This is a genomic window from Flavobacterium sp. (assembly GCF_036405015.1).
Lineage (GTDB): Bacteria > Bacteroidota > Bacteroidia > Flavobacteriales > Flavobacteriaceae > Flavobacterium.
Map to the genome: position 1 here is coordinate 1 of NZ_DASWYK010000068.1, position 15,865 is coordinate 15,865.

Here is a 15,865-nt window from a genome sequence, read left to right on the forward strand (position 1 = left end):
AGATTTTAGATTTTAGATTTTAGATTTTAGATTTTAGATTTTAGATTTTAGATTTTAGATTTTAGATTTTAGATTTTAGATTTTAGATTTTAGATTTTAGATTTTAGATTTTAGATTTTAGATTTTAGATTTTACAAAAAACCATTCGCAAAGCGAATGGTTTTTTCGTTTTGGAATTTGGAATTTTTAAAATTGGGATTTGCTCTTAATTTGGGATTTTTTAAATTGGAATTTGATTCTAATTATAATTTAAGACTTACCTTTGCAAAAATTTTTTTTATGTCAAATATATATTTAGGATATCATTTTACGATTGAGCCGAAAGAATTAGGTTCTGAAATTTTAGTGGCTGAATTGGGCGAAAAAGCGTTTGAAAGTTTTACAGAAACTGAAAACGGAATTTCAGCTTTTGTGAAGAAGGATTTATGGGATGAAAACATTCTGGATGATATTTACATTTTACAATCGGAAGAGTTTAAAATTGAATATACGATTGAAGAAATCGACCAAGTTAACTGGAACGAAGAATGGGAAAAGAATTTTGAACCAATTGATGTAGACGGAAAATGCCATGTTCGCGCTCCTTTTCACCCAAAAACAGTTGCTGAGTTTGATATTGTAATCGAACCTAAAATGAGTTTTGGAACAGGTCATCATGAAACAACACACATGATGATTCAGCATTTACTAGAAATGGATGTGAAAGGTTTAAAAACTCTTGATATGGGTTGCGGAACAGCTATTTTAGCTATTTTAGCCGAAATGAAAGGTGCAGAACCAATCGATGCTATTGATATTGATAATTGGTGTTATTTGAATTCTATTGAAAACGCCGAACGCAATAATTGTAAACACATCAGCGTTTATGAGGGCGATGCCGCTTTATTAGCTGGCAAAAAATATGATTTGATTATTGCCAACATCAACAGAAATATTTTATTGAATGATATGCAGGCTTATGTTGATGCTTTAAACCCAAAAGGAATTATACTTTTTAGTGGTTTTTATGAAGAAGATATTCCTTTTATTGATGCTTCCTGCGTTGAAAAAGGTTTAACTTATGTTAAAAAGTTTCAAAGAAACAACTGGGTATCATTAAAATACGTAAATTAGATAATAGTAATTACATCAGTACAAAAAACTAAAAAAAATGAGTACTAAAGAAAAAGTTAGAGAAAGAATTCGCGAGAAAGAAGCAACGGGTTTCAATAACGAAATTATCGTTTACAATGACGACGTAAACACTTTTGATCACGTAATTGACACTCTTATGCGTGTATGCAGCCACACGGCCGAACAAGCTGAACAATGTTCTTTGATTGTACATTACAACGGAAAATGCACTGTAAAAACAGGTCCGATTGACAAATTAAAACCTCAATGTACACAACTTTTAGAAGCAGGTCTCAGCGCTGAAATTGTTTAGTTTAAAATAATTTTTAAAAAAGCATTCTATTTTATTCTATATTTGAATTGAATAGAATGCTTTTTTTATGGAGGAATATGGAAAGATATTGATTATTGCAATGCCTATTTTTTTGACCTTAATTATCATTGAAAAAATATATGGCATTTATACCAAAAATGATACGGCTCCTCTTATAGACAGTGTATCGAGTATTAGTTCGGGAATAACCAATTCTGTAAAAGATGTTTTGGGCTTAAGTATCACTTTTCTTTCCTACGAATGGCTGGTTTCTAAAATCGCACTACAACATTTAGAAGCAAATGTTCTCTCCTACTTCATTGCTTTCTTTGTAATTGATTTTTACGGCTATTGGAGCCATCGTTTGGCACATCAAATTAACTTTCTTTGGAACAAGCATGCCATACACCATAGCAGTGAAGAGTTTAATCTCGCCTGTGCATTACGCCAACCCATTGCCAGTTTAGTTAATTTATTTACTTTTTTATTAATTCCAGCGGCTCTGTTGGGCGTTCCTGCTTCTGTGATTGCAATAACACTTCCAATTCATTTGTTTTTACAATTTTGGTATCATACCAAACATATTAAAAAAATGGGATTTCTAGAGCATATTTTGGTGACTCCTTCTCATCATCGGGTACATCATGCGATTAATCCTGAATATTTAGACAAAAATCATTCTCAGATTTTTATTTTTTGGGATAAGCTTTTTGGTACTTTCCAAGAAGAATTAGATAATGTTCTGCCTGTATTTGGAATTACAAGACCTGCCAATACATGGAATCCGATTAAGATAAATTTTCAGCATTTAAGTTTATTGATAAAAGATGCCTGGCGTGCTCCAAAATGGAAAGATAAATTGACCATTTGGTTTAAACCTACAGGTTGGCGTCCTGAAAATTTTGAGCAAAAATATCCTGTCAACAAAATCGAAAATGTTTTTGATTTTGAAAAATACGGAACGCAAAACTCTCAAAAACTTATAAATTGGTCTGTGATTCAGGTTTTAATCACTTTACTTTTTGTTAGTTTTTTATTTGATAATATTGCCAGAATTGGTCTTCCAAATATATTTATTTACGGCTTTTTTATTTTTATCACCATTTATAGTTACACAGAATTGATGGATAAAAGTCGGTTTGCCGTTTTGTGGGAAGGTTTAAGACTGGGAGTTGTGATCTGTATTATTGGTTATTATGGAGACTGGTTTGGTTTAAATAATGTAATTCCAATTGGTAATTATATTATTTTTACATATTTGATACTCTCATTTTTAACGACAGTATATTTTGTTAGTATTGAATTTAAAAACCAACCAAAACCTGTATATAATTCATAATCCCCTATTATGAGAAATTCATCTTTTTTTAAAATTTACATTGCGTTCAGCATTTTTTATCTGGCCCTTCTGGTGTTGGGTTATGAACGTTTCGATCTGTTTTTAAAACCCATTTTAATACCAATTCTTGGATTTGGAGCTTATTTCCATAGAAAATTTCCAACTCAAAATACCGTTTTGGCAGCACTTTTACTTTCCTGGATTGGAGATGTTATTCTGCTTTTTACTGATTTGGGTGAAATATATTTTATCTTAGGTTTAGTATTCTTTTTAATTGCTCATATTCTATATTGCATTTTATTTAATAAGCTAAATAGAATTAGAAAAAAACAGAACAAAACATTTTTTGTGATTGGAAGCATCTTAATTGCAGCATATTTAATCGGAATGGTTTCTTTTTTAATACCACATTTGGGAGATCTTGAAATTCCGGTTTCTATCTATGCAACTGTTATTTCGATCATGCTTTTATTTGCCTTTAACGGACTTTTAGTTTGGGAAAAACCAGGAAATTTGCTCATTTTTTTAGGCGCTTTTTTCTTTGTGGTTTCAGATAGTATTCTGGCCGTAAATAAGTTTTATCTTCCGATTCCAAAAAGTTCCTTTTTTATAATGCTTACCTACCTTCTGGCACAATATCTGATTGTACTTGGTGTTTTAAAACTAAACCCTAAAAAAAGTACAGCAACCCTAATATAGTCTATCAAAATACTCATGAAAAAATTAACGCTTTTTATAATTTTATTAATTACTGCTTCTTCTTGTGTAAGTACAAAATCGACTTTAAAAAATGTAGACGACAATGCTCCTGATCTGGTTTTAAAAAGAGATAATACTTTTGTAATTACTCAGTTTGCGAAAGACAAAAAATACGGTTACGATCCTGATTATCCTGTCAATCTGTTTTTTCAAAATACGAATAGCGAAACTTTGAACGAAGCTCGTTTTCTAAATGCCTTAGCAGGTCCAAGTGGCGAAAAAATAACCTTTACCAAACTAGAAACCTGCTGTCCGTTTCCAACCAAAAGAAGTAATATGGGAGCTGGATTTTTAAATGTTTACGAATTGAAATGGGATGGACAGAAAAAGCCTGTAAAATTGTATTTAAACATTTATGAAAAAGGAATTTTAATGGTTCCTATGGGATTGAGATTGAAACAATAAACAGCTTATATTTAAAAGATTATGCTTGATATAATTCCGTTATTACTACTTGTTCTGCCGATATTATTTCAATTATTATTTGGTACCAAAACAATCTACAAACCGGCTTTTTTAAAGTTTAGCAGAATCTCGTGGATCAGTTTTATTGCCTATATTCTATTTTCTTTTATTGCATTTTATATAACAGAATACAATTTTTCTAAAAAATACGAACAATATCCAAATCCCGCAAGGTGTGGGATGCCTCTTTTAGGAATTGTTTTAGCGTGTTTCTTTTTGCTCTTTGTTCTCATTTTAATATTTCTAATTCAATTCTTTATTAAAAGATGGAAAGATAAAAAAGCGCAACCTCATGATTAAAACAAAATATGCGTTTATAATCTTCTTGGTTTTATTAGTATTAATGTTTCCCTATTTTATATTTTTTGTAGGGTTTGATTCCTTGTCATCTTTAGTTCCGGGATGGAATACAAATCTTTTTGGAGGTGTAATTATTAATGATTTGTTTATTTTCATTGTTTTAAGTATTTCTGTATATCTCTATTGGAAGCTTTCTAAAAACAAAACTGAAATAAGTTTAAAGCATTTTTTAATTCATTTTTTATTTACCATTCCTGCTATTATTTTTTCCAAAACCGATTCATTTGAGCTAATCAAATTTGATCCGCTTAATCCTGAAAATTTTATTTGGAGAATTTACTTTGTTATTTATTTTCTTACTGCTTTGCTTTTTATTGGCCAGATTCTCTTTTGGCGTTATTACACTAAAATCACTCGATAATTTAAGTTAATTTTTCGTAATTCCACTAAACTCCTAGCCCTGATAGTAGCGGAAATCTTTTTTTGAGAAAGCCTATTTTTTCTGGTCGTTGCAGAGCGACCAACGGAAGCTCCTGCAAGGATCTAGAAAAAAAGGATTTGGAGAAAAAAATTGCAGCGAATAGCAGGATTAGCTTCATAAAATAATCTTAAATCTTCATCTGAAACTCATAAATCATAACTACCTTTGCACTGTCAAAAAATCATATTATGAACATACAACATATTCCTCAAATTAAGCATACTGACAGCGGGAATTTCTTTTTATTGGCGGGGCCTTGTGCTATCGAAGGAGAAGAAATGGCGCTTAGAATTGCTGAAAAATTAGTTGGTATTACCGACAATCTTCAGATTCCTTATGTGTTTAAAGGATCTTTCAAAAAAGCAAATCGTTCCAGAATTGACAGTTTCTCTGGAATTGGTGACGAAAAAGCATTAAAAATCTTAAGAAAAGTTTCTGAAACTTTTCATGTTCCAACTGTTACTGATATTCATACAAACGAAGATGCTGATATGGCTGCTCAATACGTAGATGTATTGCAGATTCCAGCTTTCTTGGTTCGCCAGACTGATCTTGTTGTTGCTGCGGCAAATACAGGAAAAACAGTAAACCTGAAAAAAGGACAATTTATGAGTCCGGAGAGCATGAAACATGCTGTTCAAAAGGTTTTAGACTGTAACAATGAAAATGTTATGGTTACTGATCGCGGTACTATGTTTGGATACCAAGACATGATTGTTGACTTTAGAGGAATTCCTACTATGCAACAATATGCAAGTACCGTTTTGGACGTTACACATTCGTTACAACAACCTAACCAAACGGCAGGTGTTACAGGCGGAAGACCAGATATGATCGAAACAGTTGCCAAAGCTGGTATTGCTGTAGGTGTTGATGGTATTTTTATCGAAACTCATTTCGATCCTGCTAACGCAAAAAGTGATGGCGCTAACATGCTTCATTTAGATTATTTCGAAGGCTTAATGAACAAATTAGTTGCTATTAGAAAAACAATTAACTCATTCTAATAATTATAATACTTAAGTTCTTTGAAAACAAAAATTTTATTTTTCTTACTGGCTTGTGTTTCTTTAAACACATTTGCTCAGGAAGAAATACCTGTACAAAAATATGCAGCTCACAACAAAGGAAAATTCTTTGTAATGTGGGGTGGTAATAGAGAAAGTTACTCAAAATCTGATGTAAACTTTAGAGGTAAGGATTACAACTTTACAGTTGAAAACATGGCAGCTCATGATAAACCGAAAGGTTGGCATGTTGATTACATTAATCCTGCGAATATGACTATTCCTCAAACAAATTTGAGATTGGGATATTTCTTTAGCGATCATTACAGTGTTACCATTGGTGTTGATCACATGAAATATGTAATGTCACAAGACCAAACTGCAAGAGTAAACGGATATATCAATTTACCTTCAGATGATCCAGCTTCAATTTACAATGGAGAGTACAACAACAGACCAGTAGACATGTCTCAAGGTGGAGCTAAAGAAGGTGGTTATGGCAATGGTGAAATAAATGCAAACGGTCCTGCTTTTTTAATGTATGAGCATACTGATGGTTTGAACTACATTAATACTGAGGTGGCTAGATTTGATGACGTTTCAAAATGGTTTGGATTGCCAAATATTGATAAAGTTCAGATTAATTTAACTGAAGGTCTTGGAGTTGGAGTTTTATATCCTAAAACAAACACTACTCTTTTAGGAAAAGAACGTCATGATGATTTTCACGTTTCTGGTTACGGTGTTTCTGCCAAAGCGGGTTTAAATGTTACCTTTTTTAAACATTTCTACATTCAAGGAGAGTTAAAAGGTGGTTATATCAACATGCAGGATATTAAAACTACAACAAGTCCAGAAGATAAAGCTTCTCAGCACTTTACTTATTTCCAACGTATTATTGCTGTTGGAGGAATCTTTAGAATCTAATATTGCATAAAATATATTTGAAAAATAGCTGTCATTTTATTTGGCAGCTATTTTTTTTATTATTTACTTTGTACTTCAAAGTACTTTAAAAACATACTTTATGAAAAAGAGAAAATATTTATTTCCGGTTATCACATTTATTATAAGTTTTGCTTGCGCTCTATTTGTAGCTACAAAAATGTTTCCGAATAATCCTTTTACAGGAACTAAACAGGAAAAAGCTACTACAAGCAAATATAAAGATGGAGATATCATTTTTCAGACATCAGAATCTAAGCAGTGCGAAGCGGTTCGTATTGCGACAAATTCTAAATTTTCTCATTGTGGAATTATTTATGATATTAACGGAAAATGGTTTGTTTTTGAAGCGGTTCAGCCAGTAAAATTGACTCCGCTTGAAGATTGGATCAAACATGGAAGAGACCATAAATATGTGGTGAAACGATTGAAAGATGACACTGTTTTAAAACCTGAAGTTTTACAAAAGATGAAGGATTATAGTCAGCAGTTTGATGGTAAAGATTATGATGCTTATTTTGAATGGACAGATAACAGAATTTATTGCTCTGAACTTATTTGGAAAATCTACAAAAACGCAGCAGGAATTGAATTATCTAAACTTCGAGAATTGAAAGATTTTAATTTGAAAGATCCTCGAGTTCAGAAAATATTAAAAGAACGATATGGGAATGATGTTCCGTTACAAGAAAAAGTCGTTGCTCCTTCTGATCTTTCCGATTCTAATTTATTAAAAACAGTAATAGACACTTACTAATATTTTAAAAGCTAGACCGCTCACTATTTCTAGCTTTTTTATTTTCTTTTTTACTTTGAAATTCAAAGAACTTTAAAAAATATTATTATGAGAGATTATTTGATTGAAAAACTATATGAATCATCTAAAAAACCGTATCAAAAATATTTCAAGAAAAATGAACCTTGGAAAATTGATAAAAACGAATTGTTAGATTATCCTGAAAACACTTTAGGTTTTGGCCTAGGAAATTTTCTTTATAAAAATCATTTTGATATTCAGGAAAAACTGGAAGATCACGATATTATTCACGTTTTAACAAATACCGGAGTTTCTGTTTATGAAGAAATCGGAATGCAATATTATTTATACGGAAATGAAAAAAGAAGTTTGTATCTGTTTATGGTGATTTTAACCGGGAGTATATTTTATCCTAAGCGAATTAAGTATTTCATTCAACAGTACAGAAAAGGAAAAAATGCACTTCCGTACCATTATTTAGATTTTTCGAAAATGCTTTTACTACCCGTTCAAACTATTCAACAAACTTTTAATATTTAAATCATGAAAACTATAAACGATAAACCTTTTCAAGAAAAAGAATCTACTGAACTAGCTATTGGTTCCTTTATAATTAGCACTTTTTTGTTGCTTCTTTATCTTATTTCAAACGAAAGTCCAACCATTTTTGTAATTGCTTGGCCTTTTGCTTTAGGAGCAATTGTTGTGAATACTATTATGCTTGTTCATTTAGCAGATCGATTTATTCATCTTCCACAACAAAGAAAAGAAATCGGAATTAAAATCTTAATTCTGCTTTCAAACGTTCCCATCACATTTTTCTATTATTTGATTGTGATGAAACTTTAAAATCGAGGCAATAAAAAAAGCTACAAGTAAAAACTCGTAGCTTTCTTAATTTCATATTTGAAAATCTTAGTTGGCTTTTGGAATTTCAATTCCGTTTTGATCCATTAGATACATTAAAGTTGTCATGGTTGCAGCTCCTAATTCTAATTCTCTTTTATTGATTGCATCAAATTTATCATTTGCTGCGTGGTGATAATCAAAATAACGTTGAGAATCTGGTTTTAGACCTGCTTTAACTATTGCTTTAGACGTTAAATGACTAATATCTGAGCCTGCATGTCCAATTGTAAAACTATGTACTAAATAAGGCTCAAAAAGATCTCTGTATCCTTGTATTTTTTTCAGATTAGTATCATCAGCTTCAATTGAAAATCCGCGTGGAGAAAATCCGCCTGAATCACTTTCTAAAGCAAAAATGTGGTTTTCATTCTTTTGTTTTGAAACTTCTTCGTATTTAGCTCCACCTTTTCCGCCATTTTCTTCATTCATAAATAAAACGACACGAATCGTGTTTTTTGGTTTGTAATTTAAATTTTTAAGAATTCTCAAAACTTCCATACTTTGCACTACTCCTGCTCCATCATCATGAGAACCATCGGCTAAATCCCAAGAATCTAAGTGACCACCAACAACCATAATATTATCTGGTTTTTCGGTTCCAGTCAATTCTCCAATTACATTGTATGACAACGCATCTGGCAAAGTCTCACAAGATTGTTTGAAATAAAATTTTAAAGCAGGATTTCTTTTTAAAGATTTACTCAATAATTCAGCTCCGTTTGTACTAATTGCTGCTGTTGGAATGTATTGCTCTTTTGGCAAATCACCATAGCTTTGGTTTCCTGTATGCGGAAAATCATCTAAACGTAAATTCATTGAACGAACTATAGTTCCAACCGCACCTAGTTTTGCTGCTTCTTTTGCACCCGCATATCTTTGATCAACACATGCACCGTATGAAGTAAAAGTTTCTATATTTTCGGGATTCATTGGTCGGTTGTAAAACACAATTTTTCCTTTTACTTTATCAGGTCCTAATTCAGCTAATTCTTTAATTCCTTGAACTTCGATTATTTCAGCGGTAAGGCCAGTTTTTGGAGTAGCAACAGAAGCTCCCAAAGCACAAATAGCCACATTGGTTTTTACTTTTCCATCAAGAATATAAGCTGTTTCTTTTTCGCCACGAACCCAATGCGGAACCATAACTTCTTGTAAATATACCTTATCTAGCCCTAAACTTTCTAATTGCCTTTTGGTGTATTCAACCGCTTCTGCTGCACCTTTAGATCCTGATAAACGAGGACCTATATCATTAGACAAATACTCTAACCAAGTGTAGCATTTTGCCTCAGTTAATGCTTTTTTATAAAATAATTTAATGTTTTTCTCATCATTTGACTGAGCAAAAGATGTCAATCCGTTTAAAACTAAAGCAGTTAAAAGAATCGCTTTTTTCATAGTTGTGTAGTAATTTTGGAGTTTATTCTGCCTTAGGCATATTCACAAAGGAACAAAATTCTTTACAGCTAAAAGACATTTTCCGCAACCTTTTCTGAAAAAAAAGCCCCAATTACAAATTCTTCAATTTGAAATCGGAGCTTTTAAACATTTATGAAATAAAAACTATTTTACTTCGATAATCTTATTTTTTGTGCCAATACCATTTTCATTAAAAGGTTCAATTGTGAAATAATATTTTGTTCCTTTATCCAAACCTCTAAAATCGTATGTATTGTCGCCATACACCATAATGCTGTTATACATTTTATCTGGAGTGATTCCGTAATAAATATTGTAACCAATTGCATCTGCTTGTTTTTTCCATGAAATCATTGCATTTCGAGAATCGGCTTTGTTTCTGTCTACTTTGAAAGAAGAAACCGCTTTTGGTTTTGCTGCCAATCCGTTTCCGAAAACTCTGAAATCTGAAATGGCAAATAATCCAGATGCATTATGAATGTTCTCCATTTTGATGTAACGTGCTTTTATCGATTTTGAAAGCTCAACATAATCATGTGGTGCATCTTTATCGTTTTTAGATTTATCAACCACCAAAGTCCAGTTTTGAGCATCATCAGACATATAGATTTTATATTGATAATAAATATCCATTGCTTTATTGAACTGGGTTGCTTTATGATCGGCATAATTGATTTGAAGCGCATTGATTTCCATTGGTCTTCCTAAATCCATTTGAAGCCATTCGCCTGGATTGCTAGTTTTAGCCGACCAATAGGTTTGAATGTTTTCATCTGTTAGATTTTCTGGTCCGTAACAGAATTTCTCATATACTTTTTTTCCGCCATTGTCCATTCTGTGTGTTTCCACTTCCATACATTCTTCTGAAGAAGAAACCGTTACTGGCTTTTTATACGAAAGCAGCATCCATCCAGAAGAAGCCCCTTTTGTTTGGTCACGCTCGCTTGTTGGCAACACAATTGGAAAATCTCCATAAGCTGTAATAGAATACATTACATCATCTTTATCAAATCCTGCAGGAAACATATCGATACGACGCTCAAAACGGTCTTTAATAGAGATTTTACATGTTCCTGTATTCCAATAATTTCCGTAATTGTCTGCAAAAGTATTTCCGTGGCCTGCTCCAATTACAAATCCGCCTGGTTTATACGACATCGGATTGTGTTTTTGATACGTAAATGGCCCCAACGGATTATCTCCAACATGGACTCCATTTGCATAACCTTTAAATTCTGTAGCTGGCGCTCCATATTGCATATAATATTTTCCGTTGTGTTTGGTCATCCAAGCTCCTTCAATGAAATTCCCCCAAGGTGCAGGTTCCATATCATTATTTGGGCCAAAACGCTCCCAACCGTGAGCCGATGGTTCCAAAATCGCAACTTCTTTAATTTGTCCGTAAGGTTTCTGAATATCTTCTACTTCTGTTGCTTTGTACAAAGTCGCATAATCAGCTTGGTTTCCTTTTGGAAGCCAAGTGTTGTAATCAACCTCAACACCAACTAAAGGTAATTTTCCGCTTGAGCCGTAATACATATACACTTTTTTATCGTCATCTTGGAAAATCGCTGGATCCCAAGTTGGCAACATTGCTTTGTCTACATGGCGTGTCCATCGTCCTGATTTTGGATCTGCAGTTTTCCAAATCGGATGATCTCTTTTCCAAGTAGAACCAACGTAAAATAGCGTGTCATTTACCACCCAAGCAGCTGGTGCACACTGGTCGTCGTCGCCGGGCTGTCTTTGGAAACTTCCGTAAACAAAATTCCAATCTGACATGTCTTTACTCCAAAAGAAACCGGCCTGATTCGTAGCAAATAAATAATACTCTCCTTTGTAAGTAATAATAACCGGATCGGCACTTGAACGGCGTGATTCTGGAATTCCGTTATGATTGTGTGTAGTATAATTATATCCAATATTGATTGGATTACAATAAGTGGTTGCTGGTTTATTAGGATCAAACCATTCTGTTTTTCCTAATTTCTGTGCCGAAAGAGTATTAACGAAAGCTATCGTAAATAACACAATCGACATTGCAAGTTGTATATATTTTTTTCTCATGGTTAGATGTTAAGTTTATAAGCGTAAAAGATTATTTTTTTGCCTGTAATCTTTCCGTTAGAAGTTCGGGTTCGTTTGTCGTAATGTAATTGAATTTATGATCTATAAGCCAATCCATAACTGCAGCATCATTAACTGTCCAAGCATTCAGAATAATTTTGTTATCCTTCGCTTCCTTTATCCATTCTGGGTGTTTTTGAAAAACAGAATAATGGAAATCAACGCCATTGATTTTATCTGCTTTTACTTCTTTTGGAGATTTGTTTCCTTCCAAATATTGCAAAGACGTTTTTGAATCTATTGATCTGATTTTCTTTAAAATATCATAATCAAAACTGATGTAGCAGGTATTTTTATTGGCTTTTAATTTCTTAATGGTTTCGACGGCCGCTACAGCAGTTTTTTGTCCTCTTTCTTTACTAATTTCCGAAGGCTTTATTTCGCAAACCAAAAGCGTATGCTTATTATTTCGCATTCCTTCTGAAATATATTCATGAAGTGTTGGAAGTTTCTCTCCGTTAGAAAGTTTAAATTTTATTAAATCTGCATAATTCGTTTCTTCGATAAGCAGTTTGTTGTAATGTGCATCGTGATTGATTACAAGTGAATCATCTGCCGTTCTCCAAACATCAAATTCTGAACCTGGCAATTTCAAATCGATTGCATGTCGTAAAGCGGCAATCGAATTTTCTGGCAGATTATTTTTTTTCCATGCACCACGATGGGCTACAATTGCATTTTTTTGTGCATATGCTGAGGAAAAAGCAATAAGACAAACGGCACTAAATATTTTTAAAAAATTCATAATATACCTAGTTAAATAGAACAAAAATTTATTTTAACACATAGAAACATAGTTTTTTTTAAGCTTAAAAAAAGGCGTTTCACTAATTTCAATGCACATAACTATGTGTTAAAGCTTGCTTTTTCAGTGATCTTTAACAAAAGCAAAAAAAATCTATGTTTCTATGTGTTTAAAAAATCATCAAGTGAGTTATTTAGTTTAAAAAAAAGCCCTTCGCTAACCAAACACGCGAAGGGCTAATTACTAATCAATAAACCAACTATTTAGTTAACTCAAAACTAACTTTCTTATCGGCATTTGAGTTTCCTCCGATGAAAATCTCAAACTGCCCAGGCTCTGCTACGAATTGTAAATCAGAGTTATAAAATTTTAAATCTTCAACAGTAATGTCGAAACTTACTGTTTGTTTTTCACCTTTTTTAAGTGTAATTTTTTGGAATCCTTTTAACTCTCTAACTGGTCTTGTTACAGAACCAACTAAATCTCTAATGTATAACTGAACCGTTTCTTTACCGTCGAAATTTCCAGTGTTTGTTACATCAACTGTTACTTTCAATTTTCCAGATGGATTTATTTTATCAGAAGAAATTTTGATGTTTGAATAATCAAAAGTCGTGTAGCTTAATCCAAATCCGAATGGGAATAAAGGCTCGTTTCTTTCGTCAATATAATTTGATCTGAATTTTTCGAATTTTCCTTCTGTGTTAGAAAGCGGTCTTCCTGTATTTTTGTGCGCATAGTAAATTGGCAATTGTCCAACACTTCTTGGGAAAGTTGAAGTTAATTTTCCTGAAGGATTTACATCTCCAAATAAAACATCAGCAATAGCGTAACCTGCTTCTGTACCAGCAAACCAAGCGTTTAAGATTGCAGGAACTGTTTTTTCTTCTTCTGTAATTACTAACGGACGTCCGTCAAATAAAACTACAACAACTGGTTTTCCTGTTTTTAATAAAGCGTTTAATAAATCTTTTTGCGCTTGTGGAATTTCCAAGTTTGTACGGCTGCTAGATTCACCGCTCATTTCAGCAGATTCTCCTAAAGCTGCCACAATTACATCTGACTGCTCTGCTACTTTTAAAGCTTCTGCTAATAAATCTTCTTTTGAACGAGAATCACGGTGTAATGTTTTTCCAAACATTGTCGCGTTAGTTTCAAAAGTTTCATCGTAATCTAAGTTACTTCCTTTTGCATATAAAACTTTTGTGTTTTTTCCAGCTACTTCTTTGATTCCTGCTAGTAAAGAAACAGCATTTTCCATTTTTGTAGCCACACTCCAAGTACCTGGCATGTTTTCTTTAGCATCCGCTAATGGTCCGATTAAACCAATAGTTCCAGATTTTTTTAGTGGTAAAAGTTGATTTTGGTTTTTTAATAAAACTAAAGATTGTGCTGCAATTGAACGCGCTTCTTTTCTGCTGTCTGTTGTGAAAATTTCTGTTTTAGCTCTTTTTTCATCACAGTATTTGTATGGGTCTTGGAATAATCCTAAATCGTATTTTGCTTCTAAAATCAATTTAACCGCATTGTCGATTGTTTCGATTTTTACTTTTCCTTCGTCTAAAGATTTTTTCAAAGTTCCTAAGAAACCTTCTCCAACCATATCCATTTCAACACCAGCGTTTAAAGCTAAAGCAGAAACGTCTTGAAGATCTCCCATTCCATGAGGAATCATTTCAGGAATTCCTGTGTAATCTGTTACTACAAATCCTTTGAAACCCCATTGTTTTCTTAAAACATCTGTCATTAACCATTTATTTCCAGTTGCAGGAATTCCGTCAACTTCATTAAACGAAGCCATTACAGAACCTACACCCGCATCAACAGCAGCTTTGTAAGGAGGAAAATAATCGTTAAACATTCTAATGTGGCTCATATCTACTGTATTATAGTCACGTCCAGCTTCTGGAGCTCCGTATAATGCGAAGTGTTTTACACAAGCTAAGATGGAGTTGTTTTTAGAAAGATCATGTTGTTGGTAACCGTTTACCATTGCTTTTGCAATCTGGCTTCCTAAGTAAGGATCTTCTCCTGAACCTTCAGAAACTCTTCCCCATCTTGGATCACGAGATACGTCAACCATTGGAGAAAACGTCCAGTTGATTCCGTCTGCACTTGCCTCTTTAGCAGCAATTTGAGCACTTCTTTCGATTAAGCCCATATCCCAAGTACAAGATAATCCTAACGGAATTGGGAATGTTGTTTCGTAACCGTGAATAACGTCCATACCAAAAAGCAACGGAATTTTTAAACGGCTTTTTTCAACCGCAATTTTCTGTACTTCTTTGATTTTTTGAACTGATTTAATGTTGAACAAACCGCCCACTTTTCCTTCAGCAATATTTTTTGCCACATTTGAGCTGTTTCCTTGTCCTGTGGTGATATCACCAGATGTTGGCAAGTTTAACTGACCCAATTTCTCGTCTAAAGTCATCTTTGACATCAACTCCGCCACAAATTCAGACTTTGGTTTAATTTTCACTGTATTTTTAGTTGTCTTCTTTTGAGCATACCCCAAAACAGCACATCCTAAAAAAAGTAAGACTAATTTGTTTTTCATTCTATTCTATTTATTTGTTTGTATTCGTTTTTTTCTGCTGAAACATCCAGTCGTAGATTGCCGCGTTATCATAAACTCTTGTCCAGCTGTCATGATTTGCATCATCAAAAATGGTCAGCTTTACATCTTTTGCATTGCATTTTTTCAATTCTTTGTAAATCGTAATCGCATAATTTACATTTACTACATCATCCACTAAACCGTGGAAAATTCTGGTTGGAATATTGGCTATTTCACAAGCGTGTTCTAACTGAATTAAATCTACAAAACCAGCGACAGGTACATTTGCTGCAAATAGATCCGGATGTGCAAAAGCCAAATTCCAAGAAGCCCAACCTCCTGAGCTCAAACCAGTAACATATATTCTTTCTGCGTCAATTTTATTCTCTTTCTGAATTTTCACAATCAACTGATAAATTGATTCTATGTCCCAATCCTCATTTTCTTTGCATTGTGGAGCCAGAACATAGGCATCTAATTGATGTGTTTTTAGATATTTTAAAGGCCCATTGATTTTTACTTTTTCAAGATCAGTTCCTTTTTCTCCATCACCAGAAATAAAAACTATTAAAGGCTTTTTCTCTTTTGTATTTGCTGGCTTATGCAACACATAACCAAGCTCGTAC

Annotated in this window: 16 protein-coding genes; 11 read left to right on the forward strand and 5 right to left on the reverse strand. The window is 33.1% G+C overall.

Annotated elements, in window-relative coordinates; genetic code table 11:
* Positions 1–279 precede the first annotated feature (279 nt).
* From prmA to VGE71_RS05785, 11 genes are all read left to right on the forward strand, one after another.
* Positions 280–1,113: a 50S ribosomal protein L11 methyltransferase gene (gene prmA / locus VGE71_RS05735; RefSeq protein WP_331137451.1), complete on the forward strand. Its 834-nt coding sequence runs from the start codon at positions 280–282 to the stop codon at positions 1,111–1,113.
* Between the two features lie 37 nt (positions 1,114–1,150).
* Entirely contained in the window at positions 1,151–1,426 is a 276-nt protein-coding gene (locus VGE71_RS05740; protein ID WP_057118487.1) for an ATP-dependent Clp protease adaptor ClpS, read from the forward strand.
* A gap of 67 nt (positions 1,427–1,493) precedes the next feature.
* The gene (locus VGE71_RS05745; protein WP_331137452.1) at positions 1,494–2,765 is read left to right on the forward strand and encodes a sterol desaturase family protein; all 1,272 of its coding nucleotides are present in this window, start codon (positions 1,494–1,496) and stop codon (positions 2,763–2,765) included.
* A gap of 9 nt (positions 2,766–2,774) precedes the next feature.
* Positions 2,775–3,464 carry a lysoplasmalogenase gene (locus VGE71_RS05750; RefSeq protein WP_331137453.1) on the forward strand — a complete coding sequence of 230 codons (690 nt, stop codon included), beginning with the start codon at positions 2,775–2,777 and terminating at the stop codon, positions 3,462–3,464.
* A gap of 15 nt (positions 3,465–3,479) precedes the next feature.
* Positions 3,480–3,929, forward strand: coding sequence for a 2-dehydro-3-deoxyphosphooctonate aldolase (locus VGE71_RS05755; protein ID WP_331137454.1), 450 nt, complete (start codon positions 3,480–3,482; stop codon positions 3,927–3,929).
* Positions 3,930–4,281: 352 nt separating this feature from the next.
* Positions 4,282–4,710 (forward strand): hypothetical protein, encoded by a 429-nt coding sequence (locus tag VGE71_RS05760; RefSeq protein ID WP_331137455.1) that lies wholly within the window; start codon positions 4,282–4,284, stop codon positions 4,708–4,710.
* A 248-nt stretch (positions 4,711–4,958) separates the two neighbouring features.
* Positions 4,959–5,777 carry a 3-deoxy-8-phosphooctulonate synthase gene (kdsA, locus tag VGE71_RS05765; RefSeq protein WP_331137456.1) on the forward strand — a complete coding sequence of 273 codons (819 nt, stop codon included), beginning with the start codon at positions 4,959–4,961 and terminating at the stop codon, positions 5,775–5,777.
* A 21-nt stretch (positions 5,778–5,798) separates the two neighbouring features.
* Entirely contained in the window at positions 5,799–6,704 is a 906-nt protein-coding gene (locus tag VGE71_RS05770) for a hypothetical protein (protein ID WP_331137457.1), read from the forward strand.
* A 100-nt stretch (positions 6,705–6,804) separates the two neighbouring features.
* Positions 6,805–7,479 carry a YiiX family permuted papain-like enzyme gene (locus tag VGE71_RS05775; protein ID WP_331137458.1) on the forward strand — a complete coding sequence of 225 codons (675 nt, stop codon included), beginning with the start codon at positions 6,805–6,807 and terminating at the stop codon, positions 7,477–7,479.
* Between the two features lie 87 nt (positions 7,480–7,566).
* Positions 7,567–8,019, forward strand: a complete 453-nt coding sequence (locus VGE71_RS05780) for a hypothetical protein (RefSeq protein ID WP_331137459.1) — start codon at positions 7,567–7,569, stop codon at positions 8,017–8,019.
* A 3-nt stretch (positions 8,020–8,022) separates the two neighbouring features.
* Positions 8,023–8,328 (forward strand): hypothetical protein, encoded by a 306-nt coding sequence (locus VGE71_RS05785; protein ID WP_331137460.1) that lies wholly within the window; start codon positions 8,023–8,025, stop codon positions 8,326–8,328.
* A gap of 66 nt (positions 8,329–8,394) precedes the next feature.
* Here VGE71_RS05785 and VGE71_RS05790 read toward each other — a convergent pair whose 3' ends face one another.
* From VGE71_RS05790 to VGE71_RS05810, 5 genes are all read right to left on the reverse strand, one after another.
* Positions 8,395–9,786: a M20/M25/M40 family metallo-hydrolase gene (locus VGE71_RS05790; protein WP_331137461.1), complete on the reverse strand. Its 1,392-nt coding sequence runs from the start codon at positions 9,784–9,786 to the stop codon at positions 8,395–8,397.
* Between the two features lie 165 nt (positions 9,787–9,951).
* Positions 9,952–11,874, reverse strand: coding sequence for a discoidin domain-containing protein (locus tag VGE71_RS05795; RefSeq protein ID WP_331137462.1), 1,923 nt, complete (start codon positions 11,872–11,874; stop codon positions 9,952–9,954).
* Positions 11,875–11,905: 31 nt separating this feature from the next.
* Positions 11,906–12,679: a glycerophosphodiester phosphodiesterase family protein gene (locus VGE71_RS05800; RefSeq protein ID WP_331137463.1), complete on the reverse strand. Its 774-nt coding sequence runs from the start codon at positions 12,677–12,679 to the stop codon at positions 11,906–11,908.
* Positions 12,680–12,938: 259 nt separating this feature from the next.
* Positions 12,939–15,239: a beta-glucosidase BglX gene (gene bglX / locus VGE71_RS05805; RefSeq protein WP_331137464.1), complete on the reverse strand. Its 2,301-nt coding sequence runs from the start codon at positions 15,237–15,239 to the stop codon at positions 12,939–12,941.
* A 10-nt stretch (positions 15,240–15,249) separates the two neighbouring features.
* Positions 15,250–15,865, reverse strand: a 616-nt coding sequence (locus tag VGE71_RS05810; protein WP_331137465.1) for a prolyl oligopeptidase family serine peptidase, incomplete at its 5' end; no start/stop codon positions are given.